Annotated in this window: 17 protein-coding genes and 1 pseudogene; 15 read left to right on the plus strand and 3 right to left on the minus strand. The window is 71.2% G+C overall.

Annotated elements, in window-relative coordinates; all coding sequences use genetic code 11:
- Positions 1-31 precede the first annotated feature (31 nt).
- Positions 32-592 (minus strand): annotated as a pseudogene (locus IH09_RS39570) (VC0807 family protein); the annotation flags it as partial.
- Between the two features lie 160 nt (positions 593-752).
- Here IH09_RS39570 and IH09_RS02155 point away from each other — a divergent pair.
- The 12 genes from IH09_RS02155 (at position 753) to IH09_RS02210 (ending at position 13,544) form a co-directional block, all read left to right on the plus strand.
- Positions 753-1,298, plus strand: a complete 546-nt coding sequence (locus IH09_RS02155) for a hypothetical protein (RefSeq protein WP_052853522.1) — start codon at positions 753-755, stop codon at positions 1,296-1,298.
- 325 nt (positions 1,299-1,623) lie between these two features.
- Positions 1,624-2,535, plus strand: a complete 912-nt coding sequence (gene pdxS, locus IH09_RS02160; protein ID WP_052853523.1) for a pyridoxal 5'-phosphate synthase lyase subunit PdxS — start codon at positions 1,624-1,626, stop codon at positions 2,533-2,535.
- Positions 2,536-2,542: 7 nt separating this feature from the next.
- Positions 2,543-3,136, plus strand: a complete 594-nt coding sequence (pdxT, locus tag IH09_RS02165; RefSeq protein ID WP_052853524.1) for a pyridoxal 5'-phosphate synthase glutaminase subunit PdxT — start codon at positions 2,543-2,545, stop codon at positions 3,134-3,136.
- 95 nt (positions 3,137-3,231) lie between these two features.
- The gene (locus tag IH09_RS02170) at positions 3,232-3,984 is read left to right on the plus strand and encodes a YebC/PmpR family DNA-binding transcriptional regulator (RefSeq protein ID WP_052853525.1); all 753 of its coding nucleotides are present in this window, start codon (positions 3,232-3,234) and stop codon (positions 3,982-3,984) included.
- A 131-nt stretch (positions 3,985-4,115) separates the two neighbouring features.
- Entirely contained in the window at positions 4,116-4,694 is a 579-nt protein-coding gene (gene ruvC / locus IH09_RS02175) for a crossover junction endodeoxyribonuclease RuvC (protein WP_052853526.1), read from the plus strand.
- A complete protein-coding gene (ruvA, locus tag IH09_RS02180; protein WP_052853527.1) occupies positions 4,691-5,311 on the plus strand; it encodes a Holliday junction branch migration protein RuvA in 621 nt (206 codons plus the stop codon). The genes ruvC and ruvA overlap by 4 nt, the downstream gene beginning before the upstream one ends.
- Before the next feature lie 115 nt (positions 5,312-5,426).
- The gene (gene ruvB, locus IH09_RS02185; RefSeq protein ID WP_052853528.1) at positions 5,427-6,515 is read left to right on the plus strand and encodes a Holliday junction branch migration DNA helicase RuvB; all 1,089 of its coding nucleotides are present in this window, start codon (positions 5,427-5,429) and stop codon (positions 6,513-6,515) included.
- 162 nt (positions 6,516-6,677) lie between these two features.
- Positions 6,678-7,196 (plus strand): preprotein translocase subunit YajC, encoded by a 519-nt coding sequence (gene yajC, locus IH09_RS02190; protein WP_052853529.1) that lies wholly within the window; start codon positions 6,678-6,680, stop codon positions 7,194-7,196.
- Positions 7,197-7,347: 151 nt separating this feature from the next.
- A complete protein-coding gene (secD, locus tag IH09_RS02195) occupies positions 7,348-9,102 on the plus strand; it encodes a protein translocase subunit SecD (protein ID WP_052853530.1) in 1,755 nt (584 codons plus the stop codon).
- A gap of 1 nt (position 9,103) precedes the next feature.
- Positions 9,104-10,228 (plus strand): protein translocase subunit SecF, encoded by a 1,125-nt coding sequence (gene secF / locus IH09_RS02200; protein WP_052853531.1) that lies wholly within the window; start codon positions 9,104-9,106, stop codon positions 10,226-10,228.
- Complete coding sequence (locus tag IH09_RS02205) at positions 10,225-10,773, plus strand: adenine phosphoribosyltransferase (RefSeq protein ID WP_052853532.1); 549 nt, start codon at positions 10,225-10,227, stop codon at positions 10,771-10,773. Before secF ends, IH09_RS02205 begins: the two co-directional genes overlap by 4 nt.
- Before the next feature lie 173 nt (positions 10,774-10,946).
- Entirely contained in the window at positions 10,947-13,544 is a 2,598-nt protein-coding gene (locus IH09_RS02210; protein ID WP_110952016.1) for a RelA/SpoT family protein, read from the plus strand.
- Positions 13,545-13,628: 84 nt separating this feature from the next.
- On the opposite strand, the gene IH09_RS02215 is transcribed toward IH09_RS02210, so the two are convergent.
- Both IH09_RS02215 and IH09_RS02220 read right to left on the minus strand, forming a co-directional pair.
- Positions 13,629-14,858 carry a DUF349 domain-containing protein gene (locus IH09_RS02215; protein WP_052853533.1) on the minus strand — a complete coding sequence of 410 codons (1,230 nt, stop codon included), beginning with the start codon at positions 14,856-14,858 and terminating at the stop codon, positions 13,629-13,631.
- A gap of 241 nt (positions 14,859-15,099) precedes the next feature.
- Positions 15,100-15,927 carry a peptidylprolyl isomerase gene (locus tag IH09_RS02220; RefSeq protein WP_052853534.1) on the minus strand — a complete coding sequence of 276 codons (828 nt, stop codon included), beginning with the start codon at positions 15,925-15,927 and terminating at the stop codon, positions 15,100-15,102.
- A gap of 170 nt (positions 15,928-16,097) precedes the next feature.
- Between IH09_RS02220 and IH09_RS02225 the strand changes: the two genes are divergently transcribed.
- From IH09_RS02225 to IH09_RS02235, 3 genes are all read left to right on the plus strand, one after another.
- Complete coding sequence (locus IH09_RS02225) at positions 16,098-16,811, plus strand: MBL fold metallo-hydrolase (RefSeq protein ID WP_052853535.1); 714 nt, start codon at positions 16,098-16,100, stop codon at positions 16,809-16,811.
- Positions 16,812-16,821: 10 nt separating this feature from the next.
- Complete coding sequence (gene hisS, locus IH09_RS02230) at positions 16,822-18,084, plus strand: histidine--tRNA ligase (RefSeq protein WP_052853536.1); 1,263 nt, start codon at positions 16,822-16,824, stop codon at positions 18,082-18,084.
- Between the two features lie 391 nt (positions 18,085-18,475).
- Positions 18,476-19,117, plus strand: coding sequence for a vitamin K epoxide reductase family protein (locus tag IH09_RS02235; RefSeq protein WP_052853537.1), 642 nt, complete (start codon positions 18,476-18,478; stop codon positions 19,115-19,117).
- Positions 19,118-19,155 lie beyond the last annotated feature (38 nt).

Consider the following 19,155-nt stretch of genomic DNA (forward strand, 5'->3'; position numbering starts at 1 on the left):
GCACCAGCGTCTGCACGCGGCCGACCAGCGGTACGACATCGACCGGCAGGGTCAGGGCGGTGACCGCGCCGACCGCCGCGTCCAGCAGTTGCGCGGCGCCCCAGACCGCGGTGACCAGGCGCAGCGTGTGCCGCCGCTCGGCGGAATCCCGCCAGGCCCGCTCCCGCTCCTCGGCCGCGTCTCCGGCCCGCAGCTGCCGGCTGAAGTGGTGGGCGAACGGCCGCGGTGTGAGCAGGGTGCCCAGGAACCACAGCCCCAGCGCCACCGAGAGCCCCACGTTCTTGAGGAGCATCACCCGCGGGCTGCCGCTGATCACAGAGGTGGCCGCGGACACCGCGAGCATGCCGGTCACGAACAGGTCGAAGGCGTCCGCCCGGCGGCGGGTGACGATCGTGAAGGCGACGCGCAGCGCCGGGACCGCGCTGCTGAGCAGCAGCGCCTGCCACTGCTCCGTGCCCTGCGCCCGCAGCGCGTAGTAGGCCACCAGCGGCAGCAGCACATCGACCGCGAGGGAGCCGAGCAGACGGTGCCGGGAGCGCACCGGGGGAGGCGGGCCGGCGCTGCGGGCGGTCTGCGACGGGAACTGTTCCATGGCCGGGCCTCCTGGTCTGCGCGGGTACGGCGTCCTGCGCAAAACGCTAGGTGCCGGGGCCGGTCGGGCGAATCGGAGCCAGGGGCGAATGCCGTGGGTTGACCTCCCACCCGGTTCTCCACCTCAGGGTGGAAGCGGGCGGCCGGTACTGTGACCCGGCGTGACCACTTTGATCTGGATCGCGGCCGCCCTGGTCGTCATCGGTGTCTACCTGAGCTGGACCGCCGGACGCCTCGACCGCCTGCACGCCCGCATCGACGCGGCACGCGCCGCCCTGGACGCGCAGTTGCTGCGGCGTGCCTCGGTTGCCCAGGAGGTGGGTACCTCCGGCGTCCTCGATCCGGCCGCCTCGCTCGTCCTCTACCAGGCCGCGCACGAGGCCCGGCAGGCAGAGGAGGACCAGAGGGAGGTCGCCGAGAGCCAGCTGAGCCAGGCGCTGCGGGTCATCTTCGGCGAGGAGGCCCAGGTGGAGGCCGTACGGGAGGCCGAGGGCGGTGCGCAGACGATCGCCGAACTCACCGCCGCGGTCCGCCGCGTCCCCATGGCGCGCCGTTTCCACAACGACTCCGTACGGGCCGCGCGCGCCGTCCGCCGCCACCGGGTGGTGCGCTACCTCCGGCTCGCGGGCCATGCCCCGTTCCCGCTCGCCTTCGAGATGGACGATGAGCCGCCGGCCATCCTGGACGACCGCTCCGCCGGCGCCTGAGGCCGGACGCGGACGCACCGTGGGGCGGACGGGGAAGCGGACGGCCGCGATGTGCCACCGACGCCACGAGCCGCGTCCCCATGGCGCGCGCCGCGCAGCGCCACCGGCTCCGGCCGCCCGGCCGGGCCACCGACCGGGCCACCGGCCTCCGGACGAGCGACCCGAGCCACCGCCCCCCCCGGCCGGGCCACCGCCCCCCCGGCCGGGCCGCCGACCTCTCGCCCCCCGGACAAGCCACTGACCTCTAATTGGCCCTTTTCGTAGGCCCCTTACTAACGGTTGTGTGGCGGTGAAGCGCAACCACCCGCACTGAGTGAGGTCAACCGTGTCCACCACGCCCACCACGCCCCAGCACCCCGAGACCGGAACCGCGCGCGTCAAGCGCGGTATGGCCGAGCAGCTCAAGGGCGGCGTGATCATGGATGTCGTCACGCCGGAAGAGGCGAAGATCGCCGAGGACGCGGGCGCCGTCGCCGTCATGGCGCTGGAGCGCGTCCCCGCGGACATCCGCAAGGACGGCGGCGTGGCCCGGATGTCCGACCCCGACATGATCGACGGCATCATCAACGCGGTCTCCATCCCGGTCATGGCCAAGTCCCGCATCGGCCACTTCGTCGAGGCCCAGGTCCTCCAGTCGCTCGGCGTCGACTACATCGACGAGTCCGAGGTCCTCACCCCGGCCGACGAGGTCAACCACGCCGACAAGTGGGCCTTCACCACCCCCTTCGTCTGCGGCGCCACCAACCTGGGCGAGGCGCTGCGCCGGATCGCCGAGGGCGCGGCCATGATCCGCTCCAAGGGCGAGGCCGGCACCGGCAACGTCGTCGAGGCGGTGCGCCACCTGCGCCAGATCAAGGGGGAGATCGCCCGGCTGCGCGGCTACGACAACAACGAGCTGTTCGCCGCCGCCAAGGAGCTGCGTGCCCCCTACGAGCTGGTCAAGGAGGTCGCCGAGCTGGGCAAGCTGCCGGTCGTGCTGTTCTCCGCCGGCGGCGTGGCGACCCCGGCCGACGCGGCCCTGATGCGCCAGCTCGGCGCCGAGGGCGTGTTCGTCGGCTCCGGCATCTTCAAGTCCGGCGACCCCGCCAAGCGCGCCGCCGCGATCGTGAAGGCCACCACCTTCTACGACGACCCGGCGGTGATCGCGGACGTCTCGCGCAACCTGGGCGAGGCCATGGTCGGCATCAACTGCGACACCCTCCCCGAGTCCGAGCGCTACGCCAACCGCGGCTGGTAGGACGCAGATGACCACCCCCACCATCGGTGTACTGGCCCTCCAGGGCGACGTCCGCGAGCACCTCACGGCGCTCGGCACGGCGGACGCCCTGGCCCGGCCGGTGCGCCGTCCGCAGGAACTGGCCGGGCTCGACGGCCTGGTCATCCCGGGCGGCGAGTCCACCACCATGTCCAAACTGGCCGTCACCTTCGGCATGCTGGAGCCGCTGCGCGCGTTCGTCCGGAGCGGGAAGCCGGTCTACGGCACCTGCGCCGGCATGATCATGGTCGCGGACAAGCTGCTGGACGGCCGTGAGGACCAGGAGACGCTCGGCGGCATCGACATGATCGTGCGCCGTAACGCCTTCGGACGGCAGAACGAGTCCTTCGAGGCGGCCGTCGAGATCGCCGGCATCCCCGGCGGGCCGGTCGAGGGCGTCTTCATCCGGGCGCCCTGGGTCGAGTCGGTCGGCGCCGCCGTCGAGGTCCTGGCGACGTACGACGGTCACACGGTGGCCGTCCGGCAAGGTAACGTCCTCGCCACGTCTTTCCATCCGGAACTCACCGGCGATCACCGCGTCCACGCGTACTTCGTCGACCTGGTGCGGCGCGCCCGGCGCTGACACCGGGCGACGGGCGGGCGTACGGCCCTCCGGCGCGTTCCCGGTAGGATCTCAGGCGTTCGTTTCTCAATTGGTTACGCGAAGGAGACAGGCGGATGTCCGGCCACTCTAAATGGGCTACGACGAAGCACAAGAAGGCCGTGATCGATGCCAAGCGCGGCAAGCTCTTCGCGAAGCTGATCAAGAACATCGAGGTCGCGGCGCGCACCGGCGGTGCCGACGTGGAGGGCAACCCGACCCTTTTCGACGCCATCCAGAAGGCGAAGAAGAGCTCGGTGCCCAACAAGAACATCGACAGCGCGGTCAAGCGCGGTGCGGGTCTTGAGGCGGGCGGCGCCGACTACGAGACCATCATGTACGAAGGCTACGGCCCCAACGGCGTCGCGGTGCTCATCGAGTGCCTCACCGACAACCGCAACCGCGCCGCCTCGGACGTCCGCGTCGCGATGACCCGCAACGGCGGTTCGATGGCCGACCCGGGCTCGGTGTCCTACCTGTTCAACCGCAAGGGCGTGGTGATCGTCCCCAAGGGCGAGCTGTCCGAGGACGATGTGCTTGGCGCGGTCCTGGACGCGGGCGCCGAGGAGGTCAACGACCTCGGTGAGTCCTTCGAGGTGCTCAGCGAGGCCACCGACCTGGTCGCGGTCCGTACCGCGCTCCAGGAAGCCGGTATCGACTACGACTCGGCCGACGCCAACTTCGTCCCGACCATGCAGGTCGAGCTCGAGGAAGAGGGCGCCCGCAAGATCTTCAAGCTGATCGACGCGCTGGAGGACAGCGACGACGTGCAGAACGTCTTCGCCAACTTCGATGTCTCCGACGACGTCATGGCCAAGGTCGACGCCTAGGTCTTCGGCGCGCACAGCACACAGGGCCGTACGACGGGCCGGCGGGACACACCCCGTCGGCCCGTCGGTTTGTCAGTGGCAGCCGTTAACCTGCAAGAACAGGTGAACGAAACGGCGAGGGGTGGGGCCCGATGAAGGTGCTGGGGGTGGACCCGGGGCTGACGCGCTGCGGCGTCGGCGTGGTGGACGGGGTCGCCGGCCGCCCGCTGCGCATGGTCGGCGTCGGCGTCGTCCGGACCCCGTCGGACGCCGACATCGCCCACCGCCTCGTCCTGATCGAGCGCGGCATCGACGCGTGGCTGGACGAGCACCGGCCCGAATTCGTCGCCGTGGAGCGGGTGTTCAGCCAGCACAACGTCCGTACGGTCATGGGCACCGCCCAGGCCAGCGCGGTCGCCATGCTGTGCGCCGCCCGCCGCGGACTGCCGGTCGCGCTGCACACCCCCAGCGAGGTCAAGGCCGCCGTCACCGGCTCCGGCCGGGCCGACAAGGACCAGGTCGGCGCCATGGTCACCCGGCTGCTGCGGCTGGACGCGCCGCCCCGGCCCGCCGACGCGGCCGACGCCCTGGCCCTGGCCATCTGCCACATCTGGCGCGCCCCCGCGGTCAACCGCCTCCAGCAGGCACAGGCCGCGGCCCGCCGCACCCATCCCGCATCCGTCCCGTCCGCCGGCATCCGCCGGGGGACACCCCAGAAGGGCACCCGATGATCGCCTTCGTCTCCGGCCCGGTCGCGGCCCTCGCACCGGATACCGCCGTCGTCGAGGTCGGCGGTATCGGCATGGCCGTCCAGTGCACGCCGAACACACTCTCCGGGCTGCGCATCGGACAGCCGGCCAGGCTCGCCACCTCTCTCGTCGTCCGCGAGGACTCGCTCACCCTCTACGGCTTCGCCGACGACGACGAGCGGCAGACCTTCGAACTGCTCCAGACCGCCAGCGGGGTGGGGCCGCGGCTGGCCCAGGCCATGCTGGCCGTGCACTCCCCGGACACCCTGCGCATGGCCGTCGCCGGCGGTGACGAGAAGACCCTCACCGCCGTGCCGGGCATCGGCAAGAAGGGCGCGCAGAAACTCCTCCTGGAGCTCAAGGACCGGCTCGGCGCCCCGCTCGGCAACTCCCGCGCGGCCATCGGCAGCGCGGTGACGGCCGGCTGGCGCGATCAGCTGCACGCCGCCCTGATCGGCCTCGGCTACGCCACCCGCGAGGCGGACGAGGCGGTCGCCGCCGTCGCCCCGCAGGCCGAGGCGGCCGTCGCCGGCGGCGGGCAGCCGCAGGTGCCGCAGCTCCTCAAGGCCGCGCTCCAGTCCCTGAACCGGGCGCGATGACCGGCCGGCGGCACCCGGCGGCCCGCTCCGGCCGGTGCGCCGCCGCGGCCGCGCGCCCCCGACCGTACGACCACACCGGCGGCCCGGCCGCCCCGACCCCACGAGGCAATCCGCAGTGAACTGGGACGACACCGCACCGTCCGCCGCCGAGGACGCCACCGGCGCGGCCGACCGGCTGGTCGGGGCCGACGCCGACGGTGAGGACACCGCAGTCGAAGCCGCGCTGCGGCCCAAGGACCTCGATGAGTTCGTCGGCCAGGAGCGGGTGCGTGAACAGCTCGACCTGGTGCTGCGCGCGGCCCGCGCCCGCGGCGCCACCGCCGACCACGTCCTGCTCTCCGGCGCGCCGGGCCTCGGCAAGACGACCCTGTCGATGATCATCGCCGCCGAGATGGGCGCCCCGATCCGCATCACCTCCGGCCCCGCCATCCAGCACGCCGGCGATCTCGCCGCGATCCTCTCCTCCCTCCAGGAGGGCGAGGTCCTCTTCCTCGACGAGATCCACCGGATGTCCCGGCCCGCCGAGGAAATGCTCTACATGGCGATGGAGGACTTCCGCGTCGACGTCATCGTCGGCAAGGGGCCGGGCGCCACCGCCATCCCCCTCGAACTCCCGCCCTTCACCCTGGTCGGCGCCACCACCCGGGCCGGTCTGCTGCCGCCCCCGCTGCGCGACCGCTTCGGCTTCACCGGCCATATGGAGTTCTACGCCCCCGCCGAACTGACGCGGGTGATCCACCGCTCGGCCGGCCTGCTGGACGTCCACATAGAGGCCGACGGCGCCGCCGAGATCGCCGGCCGGTCCCGCGGCACCCCGCGTATCGCCAACCGCCTGCTGCGCCGTGTCCGCGACTACGCCCAGGTCAAGGCGGACGGCGTGATCACCCGCGAGATCGCCTCGCAGGCCCTGGGGGTCTACGAGGTGGACGGCCGCGGCCTGGACCGCCTCGACCGCGCGGTGCTCACGGCCCTGCTCAAGCTCTTCGGCGGCGGCCCGGTGGGGCTCTCCACCCTCGCGGTCGCGGTGGGGGAGGAGCGCGAGACGGTCGAGGAGGTCGCCGAGCCGTTCCTGGTGCGCGAGGGGCTGCTGGCGAGGACGCCCCGCGGCCGGATCGCGACTCCGGCGGCCTGGGCCCACCTGGGTCTGGTACCGCCGCAGCAGCAATCGGGCGGAACGGGACAGCAGGGCCTGTTCGGGGCGTGACGGCGCGGAGAGTCGCCCGCTGAGGAACTGCGGTGCGATGCTGAGCGTTGTTCCACCGGTGCGGACTCGCTTAGACTCCGCCGATGCCGTCCGTATGGCCCGGCATACCCACCCCCGTATATCAGACCGCGGATGAGCGGTCGTGCGAAGGATTTCCGTCCCGTGAGTATCATGACTCTCCTCCCCTTCATCGTCCTCATCGGGGCCATGTTCCTGATGACCCGGTCTGCCAAGAAGAAGCAGCAGGCGGCCGCGCAGATGCGCAACGAGATGCAGCCCGGCACCGGCGTCCGGACCATCGGGGGTATGTACGCCACCGTCAAGGAAATCCACGACGACTCCGTTCTGCTGGAGGTCGCACCCGGTGTGCACGCCCTCTACGCCAAGAACGCCATCGGCGCGGTGCTCGCGGACGAGGAGTACAACCGCATTCTGGACAGCGCCGACCCGGTCGTCCCGGACGACGCCTCCTCGCTGACCGGTGACATCGCCGTGGACGCCGCCGAATCGGGTGACAAGGCCGGCAAGATCGACCTGGGCAAGGACGAGGCCCCGGCCGACGCGGACGCCGACGCCGAGAAGCCCGCCGCCAAGGACGCCGAGGCCGCCAAGGATGCTGTCAAGGCCGACGCCGAGACCGCCAAGGACGACAAGAAGGCCGGCGGCGCCGACGCGAAGTAGTCCCGCCCGGACGGAACCGCGGAGCGCCCCGCGTGCGGTGCGCCCCGGTTCCGGGACGGTTTAGGCTCCGGCGGGGGCACGTCCCCACAACACTTCGTGGCTCCTCGGCGGACACCCGATGCCGAGGGGTTGGACAGGGAGATACGAGAAGGTGGCAGCACCGAAGAAGGGCCGCAGGTCGCCCGCGAGCCAGGGAAAACCGGGGCGCACCCTGGTTCTGATCCTGATCGCGATGGTGGCGCTGGTCGGAGGCATGTTCTACTCCGGCACTCTGACGCCCCGACTGGGCATCGACCTGGCCGGCGGCACCAGCTTCACGCTGGCGGCCCAGAATCAGCCGGGCAAGCCCAACGCGATCAACGAGACCAACATGAACACCGCCGCCGGCATCATGGAGCGGCGGGTCAACGGTCTCGGTGTGAGCGAGGCCGAGGTCCAGACGCAGGGCAGCAACCACATCATCGTGAACATCCCCAAGGGGACGGACGCGAAGCAGGCCCGCCAGCAGGTCGGTACCACCGCCCAGCTCGGATTCCGGCCGGTGCTGACCACCACCGCGGGCACCAAGGCCCCCGAGCCCACCACGCCCCCCTCCGCGGGCGGTAAGGGCGACAAGAACGACAAGGGCGACCAGGGCAACAAGGACGGCAAGGGCAAGGACGGCAAGGACGACGGCAAGCAGGGCGCCACGCCCCAGGGCCGCGCCGTCACGGACTCCCTGAAGAAGGCGCCGCCCGCCTCGCCCACCCCCTCCCCGTCCGCCACGCCCCCGGTCGGCGGCGGCGACGCGGACATCCCTGCCGCGCTCCAGAAGCAGTTCGCCGCGCTGGACTGCTCCACGAAGGAGTCGCGCGCGGCGGCCGGTGAGCATGCCGCCGGCAGCAAGCCGTCCGACCCGGTCGTGGCCTGCAAGGACGACGGTACGCAGAAGTACGTGCTCGGCCCGGTCGGTGTCGAGGGCACCGACGTCAAGGACGCCAAGGCGGTCTTCGACGCCCAGCAGGGCCAGGGCTGGATCGTCCAGATGGACTTCACCTCCGACGGCGGCAAGAAGTTCGCCGACATCACGGGCAAGCTCGCCACCAAGACGCAGCCGCAGAACCAGTTCGCGATCGTCCTGGACGGCGCGGTGGTCTCCGACCCGCGCGTCAGCCAGCAGCTCAACGGCGGCAACGCCACCATCTCCGGCGGCTTCACCCAGCAGTCCGCACAGGACCTGGGGAACATGCTGTCCTACGGCGCCCTGCCGCTCTCCTTCAAGATCGATGACGAGACGACGGTCACGGCGGCGCTCGGCGGCGAGCAGCTGCACGCCGGTCTGGTCGCCGGTGCCATCGGCCTCGCGCTGGTCGTCATCTACCTGGTCGCCTACTACCGGGGCCTGGCGCTGGTCGCGCTGGCGAGCCTGGGCGTCTCGGCGGTCCTGACGTACACGATCATGACGTTGCTCGGCCCGGCCATCGGGTTCGCGCTGAACCTGCCGGCCGTCTGCGGCGCCATCGCCGCCATCGGCATCACGGCCGACTCCTTCATCGTCTACTTCGAGCGCATCAGGGACGAGATCCGCGACGGCCGCACCCTGCGTCCGGCCGTCGAACGCGGCTGGCCGCGCGCCCGCCGTACGATCATGGTCTCCGACTTCGTGTCGTTCCTCGCCGCCGCGGTGCTGTTCATCGTCACCGTCGGCAAGGTGCAGGGCTTCGCGTTCACGCTCGGCCTGACCACCGTCCTCGACGTCGTCGTGGTCTTCCTCTTCACCAAGCCGCTGATGACGCTGCTGGCCCGGCGGAAGTTCTTCGCCGAGGGCCACCCCTGGTCCGGTCTGGATCCCAAGCGTCTGGGCGTCAAGCCGCCGCTGCGCCGCGGCCGCCGCTCCATCGTCACCACCGAGACCAAGGAGGCGTGAGATGTCCAAGCTCGGTAACCTCGGCGCCCGGCTCTACCGCGGCGAAGTCGGCTACGACTTCATCGGCAAGCGGAAGATCTGGTACGGCATCTCGATCCTCATCACCATCACGGCCATCGTCGGCCTGGCGGTGCGGGGCCTGAACATGGGCATCGAGTTCTCCGGCGGTGCGGTCTTCACCACCCCGAAGACCGCGGTGTCCGCCACGGAGGCACAGCACAAGGCCGAGGCGGCGGCCGGCGGCCACCAGGCCATGGTGCAGAAGCTCGGCGGCGGCGCGCTGCGTATCCAGATCAGCGGTCTGGACACCAAGCAGGCGGTGCCGGTCCAGGAAGAGCTCGCCAAGGATTTGAACGTCCCGGTCAAGCAGGTCAACACCCAGCTGGTCGGCCCGAGCTGGGGCGAGCAGATCGCCAACAAGGCGTGGCTGGGCCTGGGGATCTTCATGGTCCTCGTGGTGATCTATCTGGCCATCTCCTTCGAGTGGCGGATGGCGATCGCCGCGCTGATCGCGCTGATCCACGACCTCACGATCACGGTCGGTGTCTACGCCCTGGTCGGCTTCGAGGTCACCCCGGGTACGGTGATCGGTCTGCTGACCATCCTCGGTTACTCCTTGTACGACACGGTCGTCGTCTTCGACAGCCTCAAGGAAGCCGGCAAGGACATCACCAAGCAGACCCGCTTCACCTACAGCGAGATCGCCAACCGCAGCATCAACGGCACCCTGGTGCGCTCCATCAACACCACCATCGTGGCGCTGCTCCCGGTCGCCGGTCTGCTCTTCGTCGGCGGCGGCGTGCTGGGCGCGGGCATGCTCAACGACATCTCGCTCGCCCTGTTCGTCGGCCTCGCCGCCGGTGCGTACTCCTCGATCTTCATCGCCACCCCGCTGGTCTCCGACCTCAAGAACAGCGAACCGCAGATGAAGGCGCTGGCCAAGCGGGTGCGGGCGAAGCGCGCCGCGGCCGCGGCCAAGGGCGCGAGCGAGGAGGACCCGCAGGACGGGGTCGCCGTGGGCACGTCCGGTGCCGCCGAGGGCGACGACGCGGCGGTCGTGGGACCGCCCGCGCAGTCCGCCACCCGTGACCGCGGACGCGGCCGTACGTCGGGCAAGCGCCGATGAGCGCCCCCGCCGAGCTGCGCGAGCTGCTGCTCAGCCGGATCACGGACGTCCCCGACTACCCGCAGCCGGGCGTGATGTTCAAGGACATCACCCCGCTGCTGGCCGACGCGCGGGCCTTCGGGGCGCTCACCGACGCGTTCGCCGACCTGTGCGAGCGGTACCACGCGGACAAGGTCGTGGGTCTGGAGGCACGCGGCTTCATCCTCGCCGCCCCCGTCGCGGTCCGCGCCGGCATCGGCTTCGTCCCCGTACGCAAGGCGGGCAAGCTGCCCGGCGCGACGCTCGGGCAGTCGTACGACCTGGAGTACGGCACCGCCGAGATCGAGATCCACGCCGATGCGCTGGCCCCGGGCGACCGGGTGCTGGTGATCGACGACGTGCTGGCCACCGGCGGTACGGCCGACGCCTCGTTGCAGCTCGTGCGCCGCGCGGGCGCCGAGGTCGCCGGCCTCGCGGTGCTGCTGGAGCTCGGCTTCCTCGCCGGCCGGCAGCGGCTGGAGCCGGGTCTGAAGGGCGCCCCGCTGGAGGCCCTGATCACGGTCTGAGCCGGTTCTCGCACACCGCATCGGCGCTGAGGGCGCCCGGAAGAATCCGGGCGCCCTCAGCGCTGTGTCATGTACGTACTGATGGCCGCGGGAGAGCCGGGGCGCGTGGGTCGATACCATGGCACCCCGACCAGTTCGTGGTCCTGTGGTCCCACACCACTTGAGGAGTGCTCTTGCCAGACGAGGCCCAGCCGCTCTCCCCCGGACTGCGTCCGGCGGGATCCGCCGCCGCGCGTCCGGCCGAGCCGAACCCCCGGGACGCCGCTTCCGCACCCGCCACCGAGCCGGGCGCACGCGGTGGCGCCGCCCGCCCGGCCCCCGCCGCCGAGCCCGAGCCGAAGCCGGGCACCACCGCGAAGCCCGCCGTGGCCCCCGCCGCCGAACCGGCCTCCGCTCCCGAGCCGCCCGCGAAGGCCGCCCCGCCCGCCGCCCCGGTCCCGGTGACGAAGCCCCTGCCGCCCGCCCCGGTGAGCCGCTCCGGTTCCCCCAACCGCGTACGGGCCCGCCTCGCCCGACTGGGCGTACAGCGCTCCAGCCCGTACAACCCGGTCCTGGAACCGCTGCTGCGGGCGGTGCGCGGCAACGACCCCAAGATCGAGACCGCCACGCTGCGCCAGGTCGAGCGGGCCTATCAGGTCGCCGAGCGCTGGCACCGCGGCCAGAAGCGCAAGAGCGGCGACCCGTACATCACCCATCCGCTCGCGGTGACGACGATCCTCGCCGAGCTGGGGATGGACCCGGCCACCCTGATGGCGGGCCTGCTGCACGACACCGTCGAGGACACCGAGTACGGCCTGGACACCCTGCGCCGCGACTTCGGCGACCAGGTCGCCCTGCTCGTCGACGGCGTCACCAAGCTGGACCGGGTCAAGTTCGGGGAGGCCGCGCAGGCCGAGACCGTCCGCAAGATGGTCGTCGCGATGGCCAAGGACCCGCGCGTACTGGTCATCAAGCTCGCCGACCGGCTGCACAACATGCGCACCATGCGCTATCTCAAGCGGGAGAAGCAGGAGAAGAAGGCCCGCGAGACCCTGGAGATCTACGCGCCGCTGGCCCACCGCCTGGGCATGAACACCATCAAGTGGGAGCTGGAGGACCTCGCCTTCGCGATCCTCTACCCCAAGATGTACGACGAGATCGTCCGGCTGGTCGCCGAGCGGGCACCCAAGCGCGACGAGTACCTGGCCATAGTGACCGACGAGGTCCAGGCCGATCTGCGCGCCGCCCGCATCAAGGCCACCGTCACCGGCCGGCCGAAGCACTACTACAGCGTCTACCAGAAGATGATCGTGCGCGGCCGCGACTTCGCCGAGATCTACGACCTGGTGGGCATCCGCGTCCTCGTCGACACCGTCCGCGACTGCTATGCGGCGCTCGGCACCGTCCACGCCCGGTGGAATCCGGTGCCGGGGCGGTTCAAGGACTACATCGCGATGCCCAAGTTCAACATGTACCAGTCGCTGCACACGACCGTGATCGGCCCCAGCGGCAAGCCCGTCGAGCTCCAGATCCGTACGTTCGACATGCACCGCCGCGCCGAGTACGGCATCGCCGCGCACTGGAAGTACAAGCAGGAGGCCGTCGCCGGCGCCTCCAAGGTGCGCACCGACGTGCCCAAGGGCAAGGGCGCCGGCCAGGACACCGTCAACGACATGGCCTGGCTGCGGCAGCTGCTGGACTGGCAGAAGGAGACCGAGGACCCGGGCGAGTTCCTCGAATCGCTGCGCTTCGACCTCTCCCGCAACGAGGTCTTCGTCTTCACACCGAAGGGCGACGTCATAGCGCTGCCGGCCGGTGCCACCCCCGTCGACTTCGCGTACGCGGTGCACACCGAGGTCGGCCACCGCACGATAGGGGCACGGGTCAACGGGCGGCTCGTACCGCTCGAATCGACCCTGGACAACGGCGACCTGGTGGAGGTCTTCACCTCCAAGGCACCCGGCGCGGGCCCCTCGCGCGACTGGCTCGGCTTCGTCAAGTCCCCGCGCGCCCGCAACAAGATCCGCGGCTGGTTCTCCAAGGAACGCCGCGACGAGGCCATCGAGCAGGGCAAGGACGCCATCGCGCGGGCGATGCGCAAGCAGAACCTGCCGATCCAGCGGATCCTGACCGGCGACTCCCTGGTCACCCTCGCGCACGAGATGCGCTACCCCGACATCTCCTCGCTCTACGCCGCCATCGGCGAGGGCCATGTCGCCGCGCAGGGCGTCGTGCAGAAACTGGTGCAGGCGCTCGGCGGACAGGACGAGGCCACCGAGGACATCGCCGAGTCGACGCCGATCCGGCCGCGCTCCAAGCGGCGCTCCAGCGCCGATCCGGGCGTCGTCGTCAAGGGCGTCGACGATGTGTGGGTCAAGCTCGCCCGCTGCTGCACGCCGGTGCCCGGCGACCCCATCATCGGCTTCGTCACCCGCGGCAGCGGCGTCTCGGTGCACCGTGCAGACTGCGTCAACGTCGACTCGCTGTCCAAGCAGCCGGAACGGATCCTGGAGGTCGAGTGGGCGCCCACCCAGTCCTCGGTCTTCCTGGTCGCCATCCAGGTGGAGGCGCTGGACCGCTCCCGGCTCCTGTCGGACGTCACTCGCGTCCTGTCGGACCAGCACGTCAACATCCTGTCCGCGGCCGTCCAGACCTCCCGCGACCGGGTCGCCACCTCCCGCTTCACCTTCGAGATGGGCGACCCCAAACACCTGGGCCATGTGCTCAAGGCGGTTCGGGGCGTGGAGGGCGTCTACGACGTCTACCGGGTGACCTCGGCCCGTCGGCCGTAGGGCGCGGGCGCCGCAGGAACGGCGGAGCGGCCCGGTACGGGAGGATCCGTACCGGGCCGCTCCGTCATGCCGGCGCCGGAATTCTCAGCCGCCGAACTCCTCCAGGCCCTTGAGCGCCTGGTCCAGCAGCGCCTTGCGGCCCTCCAGCTCCCGGGCGAGCTTGTCGGCCTTGGCGTTGTTGCCGGCCGCCCGCGCGGTGTCGATCTGCTTCGTCAGCTTGTCGACGGCGTCCTGGAGCTGGCCGGTCAGGCCCGCGGCGCGCGCCCGCGCCTCGGGGTTGGTCCGCCGCCACTCGGTCTCCTCGGCCTCCTGGATGGCGCGCTCGACGGCGTGCATCCGCCCCTCGATCTTGGGGCGGGCGTCCCGCGGCACGTGGCCGATGGCTTCCCACCGCTCGTTGACCGTACGGAACGCGGCCCGCGCCGCCTTGAGGTCCGTCACCGGGAGCAGCTTCTCGGCCTCGACGACCAGCTCCTCCTTGCGGGTCAGGTTCTCCTGCTGCTCGGCGTCGCGCTCCGCGAAGACCTCACCGCGCGCCTGGAAGAAGACGTCCTGGGCGCCGCGGAAGCGGTTCCACAGGTCGTCCTCGTGCTCGCGCTGGGCGCGGCCCGCGGCCTTCCACTCCGTCATCAGGTCGCGGTAGCGGGCCGCGGTGGCCCCCCAGTCCGTCGAGCCCGACAGCGACTCGGCCTCGGCGACCAGCTTCTCCTTGGCCTTACGGGCGTCCTCGCGCTGCGCGTCCAGCGACGCGAAGTGCGCCTTGCGCCGCTTGGAGAACGCCGAGCGGGCGTGCGAGAAGCGGTGCCAGAGCTCGTCGTCCGTCTTGCGGTCGAGGCGGGGCAGGCCCTTCCAGGTGTCGACCAGTGCCCGCAGCCGCTCACCGGCCGACCGCCACTGCTCACTGACCGCCAGCTCCTCGGCCTCGGTGACCAGCTTCTCCTTGGCCTGCCGGGCCTCGTCGCTCTGCTTGGCCTTCTGCGCCTTGCGCTCCTCGCGGCGCGACTCGACCGTGCCGACGAGGGCGTCGAGCCGCTTGCGCAGCGCCTCCAGATCGCCCACCGCGTGGTGCTCGTCGACCTGCGTGCGCAGATGGTCGATGGCGGCCGCGGCGTCCTTCGCCGACAGGTCGGTGGTCTTGACCCGCCGCTCCAGGAGGCCGATCTCGACGACCAGACCCTCGTACTTGCGCTCGAAGTAGGCGAGGGCCTCCTCGGGAGATCCCGCCTGCCACGAACCGACGATCTGCTCGCCGTCGGCGGTACGCACGTACACGGTCCCCGTCTCATCGACGCGGCCCCACGGGTCGCTGCTCACAGCGCCTCCTCCACATGATGCCGTCGAGGCGCGCGGCCCCCCGGCATCGTCCACAGTTTCTGTCCGGCTGAGCCACGCCCGGCCGGTCCGACGGGCTGTCTTGCGGGTGCGGGGCCAGCCGTCGGACCAGGCACCCTGCACAACGCCAATCTAGGCGACCGCCGGTCTGCTGTCCGCATCCAGCACGACCGAATTCCGCGGCTCGGGTACGGGGACGCCGGCGACGGTGCCCCCGCCGGGCTCAGGATTTCCTGACCGTCGCCTTGTCGATGACGACCGTGGCGTTCGGCGCGGTGTTACCGGTCGCCGGGTCGGGTGTCGAGCCCGCCTTGGCGATCTTCTGGAGCACGTCCATACCACCGGTGATCGTGCCGAACGGCGTGTAGTTCGGCGGCAGCTTGCTGTCCTGGTAGACGAGGAAGAACTGGCTGCCGCCGGAGTTGCGGGTCTTGGCGTCGCTCCCGTCGTAGCGGTTGGCCATCGCGACCGTGCCCGCCGGATAGACGCCGCCCTTGAGCTGCGGGTCCTTGAGGTTCTCGTCCGGGATGGTGTAGCCGGGCGTCCCCTGGCCGGTGCCGGTCGGGTCGCCGCACTGGAGGACGTAGATGCCCTGGTCGACCAGGCGGTGGCACTTGCTGTGGTCGAAGAAGTCCTTGCCCGCGAGGAACGCGAAGGAGTTCACGGTGTGCGGCGCCTTGCCGGCGTCCAGTTTCAGGTCGATCGTGCCGCAGGTCGTCGCCAGCGTCACGGCGTAGGAGGCCGAGGTGTCGACCGACATCGCCGGTTCCTTCTGCCACGTCTCCTTGGACGGTGCGCCCTTCGCGGGCTTGCCGCACGGGTCCGGCGCCTTGGACGGGGCCGCGGCCTGATCGGAGCTCTTGTCCTCGCTCCCGCCGGCCAGCCCGGCCGAGGCGTACGCGGCGGCACCGCCGGCCACCGCCACCGCGAGGACGGACGCGAGGATCACGTTGCGGCGTTTGGCCTTCCGCCGGGCCGCGGACCGCCGTTGCTGCTGGCGCTCGAACTTCTCCCGGGCGAGCTGCCGCCGCCGCTGATCGCTGCTGACCACCGGTCGTCTCCTTCGTCCTGCGCTCTGGTCGCTCTCGTCTGCCGTGGCCGTACCGTATACGGGTTCGCACCGGTGGGAGTCGCGCCGGTAGGCTCTGGAGCTGCCGAGACGATCCGGGAGCGGCTTCGCGGACCGGCCGTCACCGACCTCCACGACCTTTAAGGACGAACGTGCTGATTGCCGGGTTCCCCGCCGGGGCCTGGGGGACCAACTGCTACGTGGTCGCCCCCGCCGCCGGTGAGGAGTGCGTGATCATCGACCCGGGCCACCAAGCGGCCCAGGGCGTCGAGGACACGCTCAGGAAGCATCGGCTCAAGCCCGTCGCGGTAGTGCTCACCCACGGGCATATCGACCATGTCGCCTCGGTCGTCCCGGTGTGCGGCGCGCACGGCGTCCCGGCCTGGATACATCCCGAGGACCGCTACATGATGAGCGACCCGGAGAAGGCCCTGGGCCGCTCCATCGGCCGCCAGCTCATGGGCGAACTCACGGTGGGGGAGCCGGACGACGTCAGGGAGCTGACCGACGGCGGTGCGCTGGACCTCGCCGGTATGCGGTTCTCCGTCGCGCACGCACCCGGCCATACCAAGGGGTCGGTGACGTTCAGGATGCCCGAGCAGGCCGACATTCCGCCGGTCTTCTTCTCGGGCGACCTGCTGTTCGCCGGCTCCATCGGACGTACCGATCTGCCGGGCGGCGACCACGCCGAGATCCTGCGGTCGCTGGCGCGTGTGTGCCTGCCGCTGGAGGACTCCACCGTCGTGCTGTCCGGCCACGGCCCCCAGACCACCATCGGCCGCGAGCGCGCCACCAACCCCTTCCTGCGGGACGTGGCCGCCGGCCTCGGAGACGGCTCGACCGCCGCTCCGCGACGAGGAATGTGACGAAGCTTCCGTGAGCACCTTCAAGGCCCCCAAGGGCACGTACGACCTGATTCCGCCGCAGTCCGCGACCTATCTCGCGGTGCGCGAGGCGATCGCCGCGCCGCTGAGGAAGTCCGGGTACGGCTACATCGAGACGCCCGGTTTCGAGAACATCGAGCTGTTCGCGCGCGGGGTCGGTGAGTCCACCGACATCGTGACCAAGGAGATGTACGCCTTCGAGACCAAGGGCGGCGACCAGCTCGCGCTGCGGCCCGAGGGCACCGCGTCCGTGCTGCGGGCGGCGCTGGAGGCCAACCTCCACAAGGGGGGCAACCTCCCCGTCAAGCTCTGGTACTCCGGCTCGTACTACCGCTACGAGCGCCCGCAGAAGGGCCGCTACCGCCACTTCTCGCAGGTCGGCGCCGAGGCGATCGGCGCCGAGGACCCGGCGCTGGACGCCGAGTTGATCATCCTTGCCGTCGACGCGTACAAGTCCCTCGGACTGAGCAACTTCCGGCTGCTGCTGAACTCGCTGGGCGACGCCGAGTGCCGCCCCGCGTACCGGGGCGCCCTCCAGGACTTCCTGCGCGGTCTCGACCTCGACGAGGACACCCGGCGCCGGGTCGACATCAACCCGCTGCGGGTGCTGGACGACAAGCGCGAGGCCGTCCAGCGGCAGCTCACCGGGGCGCCGGTGCTCCGCGACCACCTGTGCGAGGCGTGCAAGGCGTACCACGAGCAGGTGCGCGAGCTGCTGACCGCGGCGGGCGTGGCCTTCGAGGACGACGAGAAGCTGGTGCGCGGGCTGGACTACTACACCCGCACCACCTTCGAGTTCGTCCACGACGGCCTCGGCTCGCAGTCCGCGGTCGGCGGCGGCGGGCGCTACGACGGGCTCTCGGAGATGATCGGCGGCCCCGCGCTGCCGTCCGTCGGCTGGGCGCTGGGCGTGGACCGGACGGTGCTGGCGCTGGAGGCCGAGGGCATCACACTGGACACCCCCGCCGCCACCGCGGTGTACGCGGTGCCGCTCGGCGAGGAGGCCCGCCGGGAGCTCTTCGGCACGGTCACCGAGCTGCGCCGGGCCGGTGTCGCCACCGACTTCGCGTACGGCGGCAAGGGCCTGAAGAACGCCATGAAGTCGGCCAACCGCTCGGGCGCGCGGCTCGCGATCGTCGCGGGCGAGCGGGACCTGGCGGAGGGCATCGTGCAGCTCAAGGACCTGGTGAGCGGTGAGCAGCGCGCGGTGGCGCGGGACGCCGTGGTCGAGGAGGTCCGGCGCGCGCTGGGCTGAGGCCCGTCGCCCGCCGCGCGGGCGGACGCATGAGTGGGGCCCGGACGGCGGGATGAACCGTCCGGGCCCTTCGCCGTGCCGGGTGCGCGATACCGGACGCGGGGGCCGGGCATGGCGGCCGGGCACGGGGGGCGTCGTCAATGCGGTGTCCGCTCACTCACTCCGCGGGATGATTCCGTCGCCGCCCCGGCGGTGGCGGGGCGGTCCGCCAGGGGCCGGGTGTCCGGCCGGGGCGCCGCTCGGCGGGGTGCGCGGCGGCCCCGGGTGGGTCGTCTTTATGTCCATCGAACGCTGATCTGTCACGGAGTTGGGGCAGAATGAACGGCGCGGCCGCTCTCCCGCGGCCGGTGGTTTTCGGCCTCATTCCCCAAGGGATCGACGGAACGGCGATATGACGACGACAGCGCTTGACGACGTGTCCACCGACGACGACCGCGCGAGCGGCGCGGGGACCAGCGGTTCGGGTCGCGGGCTCGCCTGGCTCCTGGTGATCACCGGTGCGCTGGGCGCCCTGGCGTCCTGGATCATCACCTTGGACAAGATCGAGCTGCTGAAGGACCCGAACTTCAAGCCGGCTTGCAGCCTCAACCCGATCATCTCCTGCGGCAGCGTCATGCAGAGCTGGCAGGCGGAGGTCTTCGGCTTCCCGAATCCGGTCGCCGGCCTGATCACCTTCGGCGCGGTCATCGCGATCGGCATGGGCCTGCTGGCGGGCGCCCGCTACCGCGGCTGGTTCTGGATCGGCCTGAACCTCGGCACCCTGGGGGGCACGGTCTTCTGCATGTGGCTGATGTCCCAGTCGCTGTACAGCATCAACGCGCTCTGCCTGTGGTGCACGCTGACCTGGTGCATCACGATCCTGATGTTCTGGTACACCACCGTGCACAACATCAAGCACGGCATCATCCCGGTGCCCGCGGGGCTGCGGCGGACCGTGCTGGAATTCCACTGGGTCGTGCCGGTGCTGTGGTACGGCGTGATGCTGCTGCTCATCCTCACCAAGTGGTGGTCGTACTGGAGCTCCCTGATCTGACCGGTCCCCGGGGCGTTCACCACGGCCCCGGCGGGGCT

Origin of the sequence: Streptomyces celluloflavus (assembly GCA_000720995.1) — a bacterium.
GTDB classification, from domain to species: domain Bacteria; phylum Actinomycetota; class Actinomycetes; order Streptomycetales; family Streptomycetaceae; genus Streptomyces; species Streptomyces celluloflavus.

Bases quoted from the DNA above. Each gene is read 5' to 3' on its own strand.
- ruvC (WP_052853526.1), top strand. From the start codon at position 4,116: ATGAAGGTGCTGGGGGTGGACCCGGGGCTGACGCGCTGCGGCGTCGGC.
- pdxT (WP_052853524.1), top strand. From the start codon at position 2,543: ATGACCACCCCCACCATCGGTGTACTGGCCCTCCAGGGCGACGTCCGC.
- IH09_RS02205 (WP_052853532.1), top strand. From the start codon at position 10,225: ATGAGCGCCCCCGCCGAGCTGCGCGAGCTGCTGCTCAGCCGGATCACG.
- ruvA (WP_052853527.1), top strand. From the start codon at position 4,691: ATGATCGCCTTCGTCTCCGGCCCGGTCGCGGCCCTCGCACCGGATACC.
- secF (WP_052853531.1), top strand. From the start codon at position 9,104: ATGTCCAAGCTCGGTAACCTCGGCGCCCGGCTCTACCGCGGCGAAGTC.
- IH09_RS02170 (WP_052853525.1), top strand. From the start codon at position 3,232: ATGTCCGGCCACTCTAAATGGGCTACGACGAAGCACAAGAAGGCCGTG.
- IH09_RS02235 (WP_052853537.1), top strand. From the start codon at position 18,476: ATGACGACGACAGCGCTTGACGACGTGTCCACCGACGACGACCGCGCG.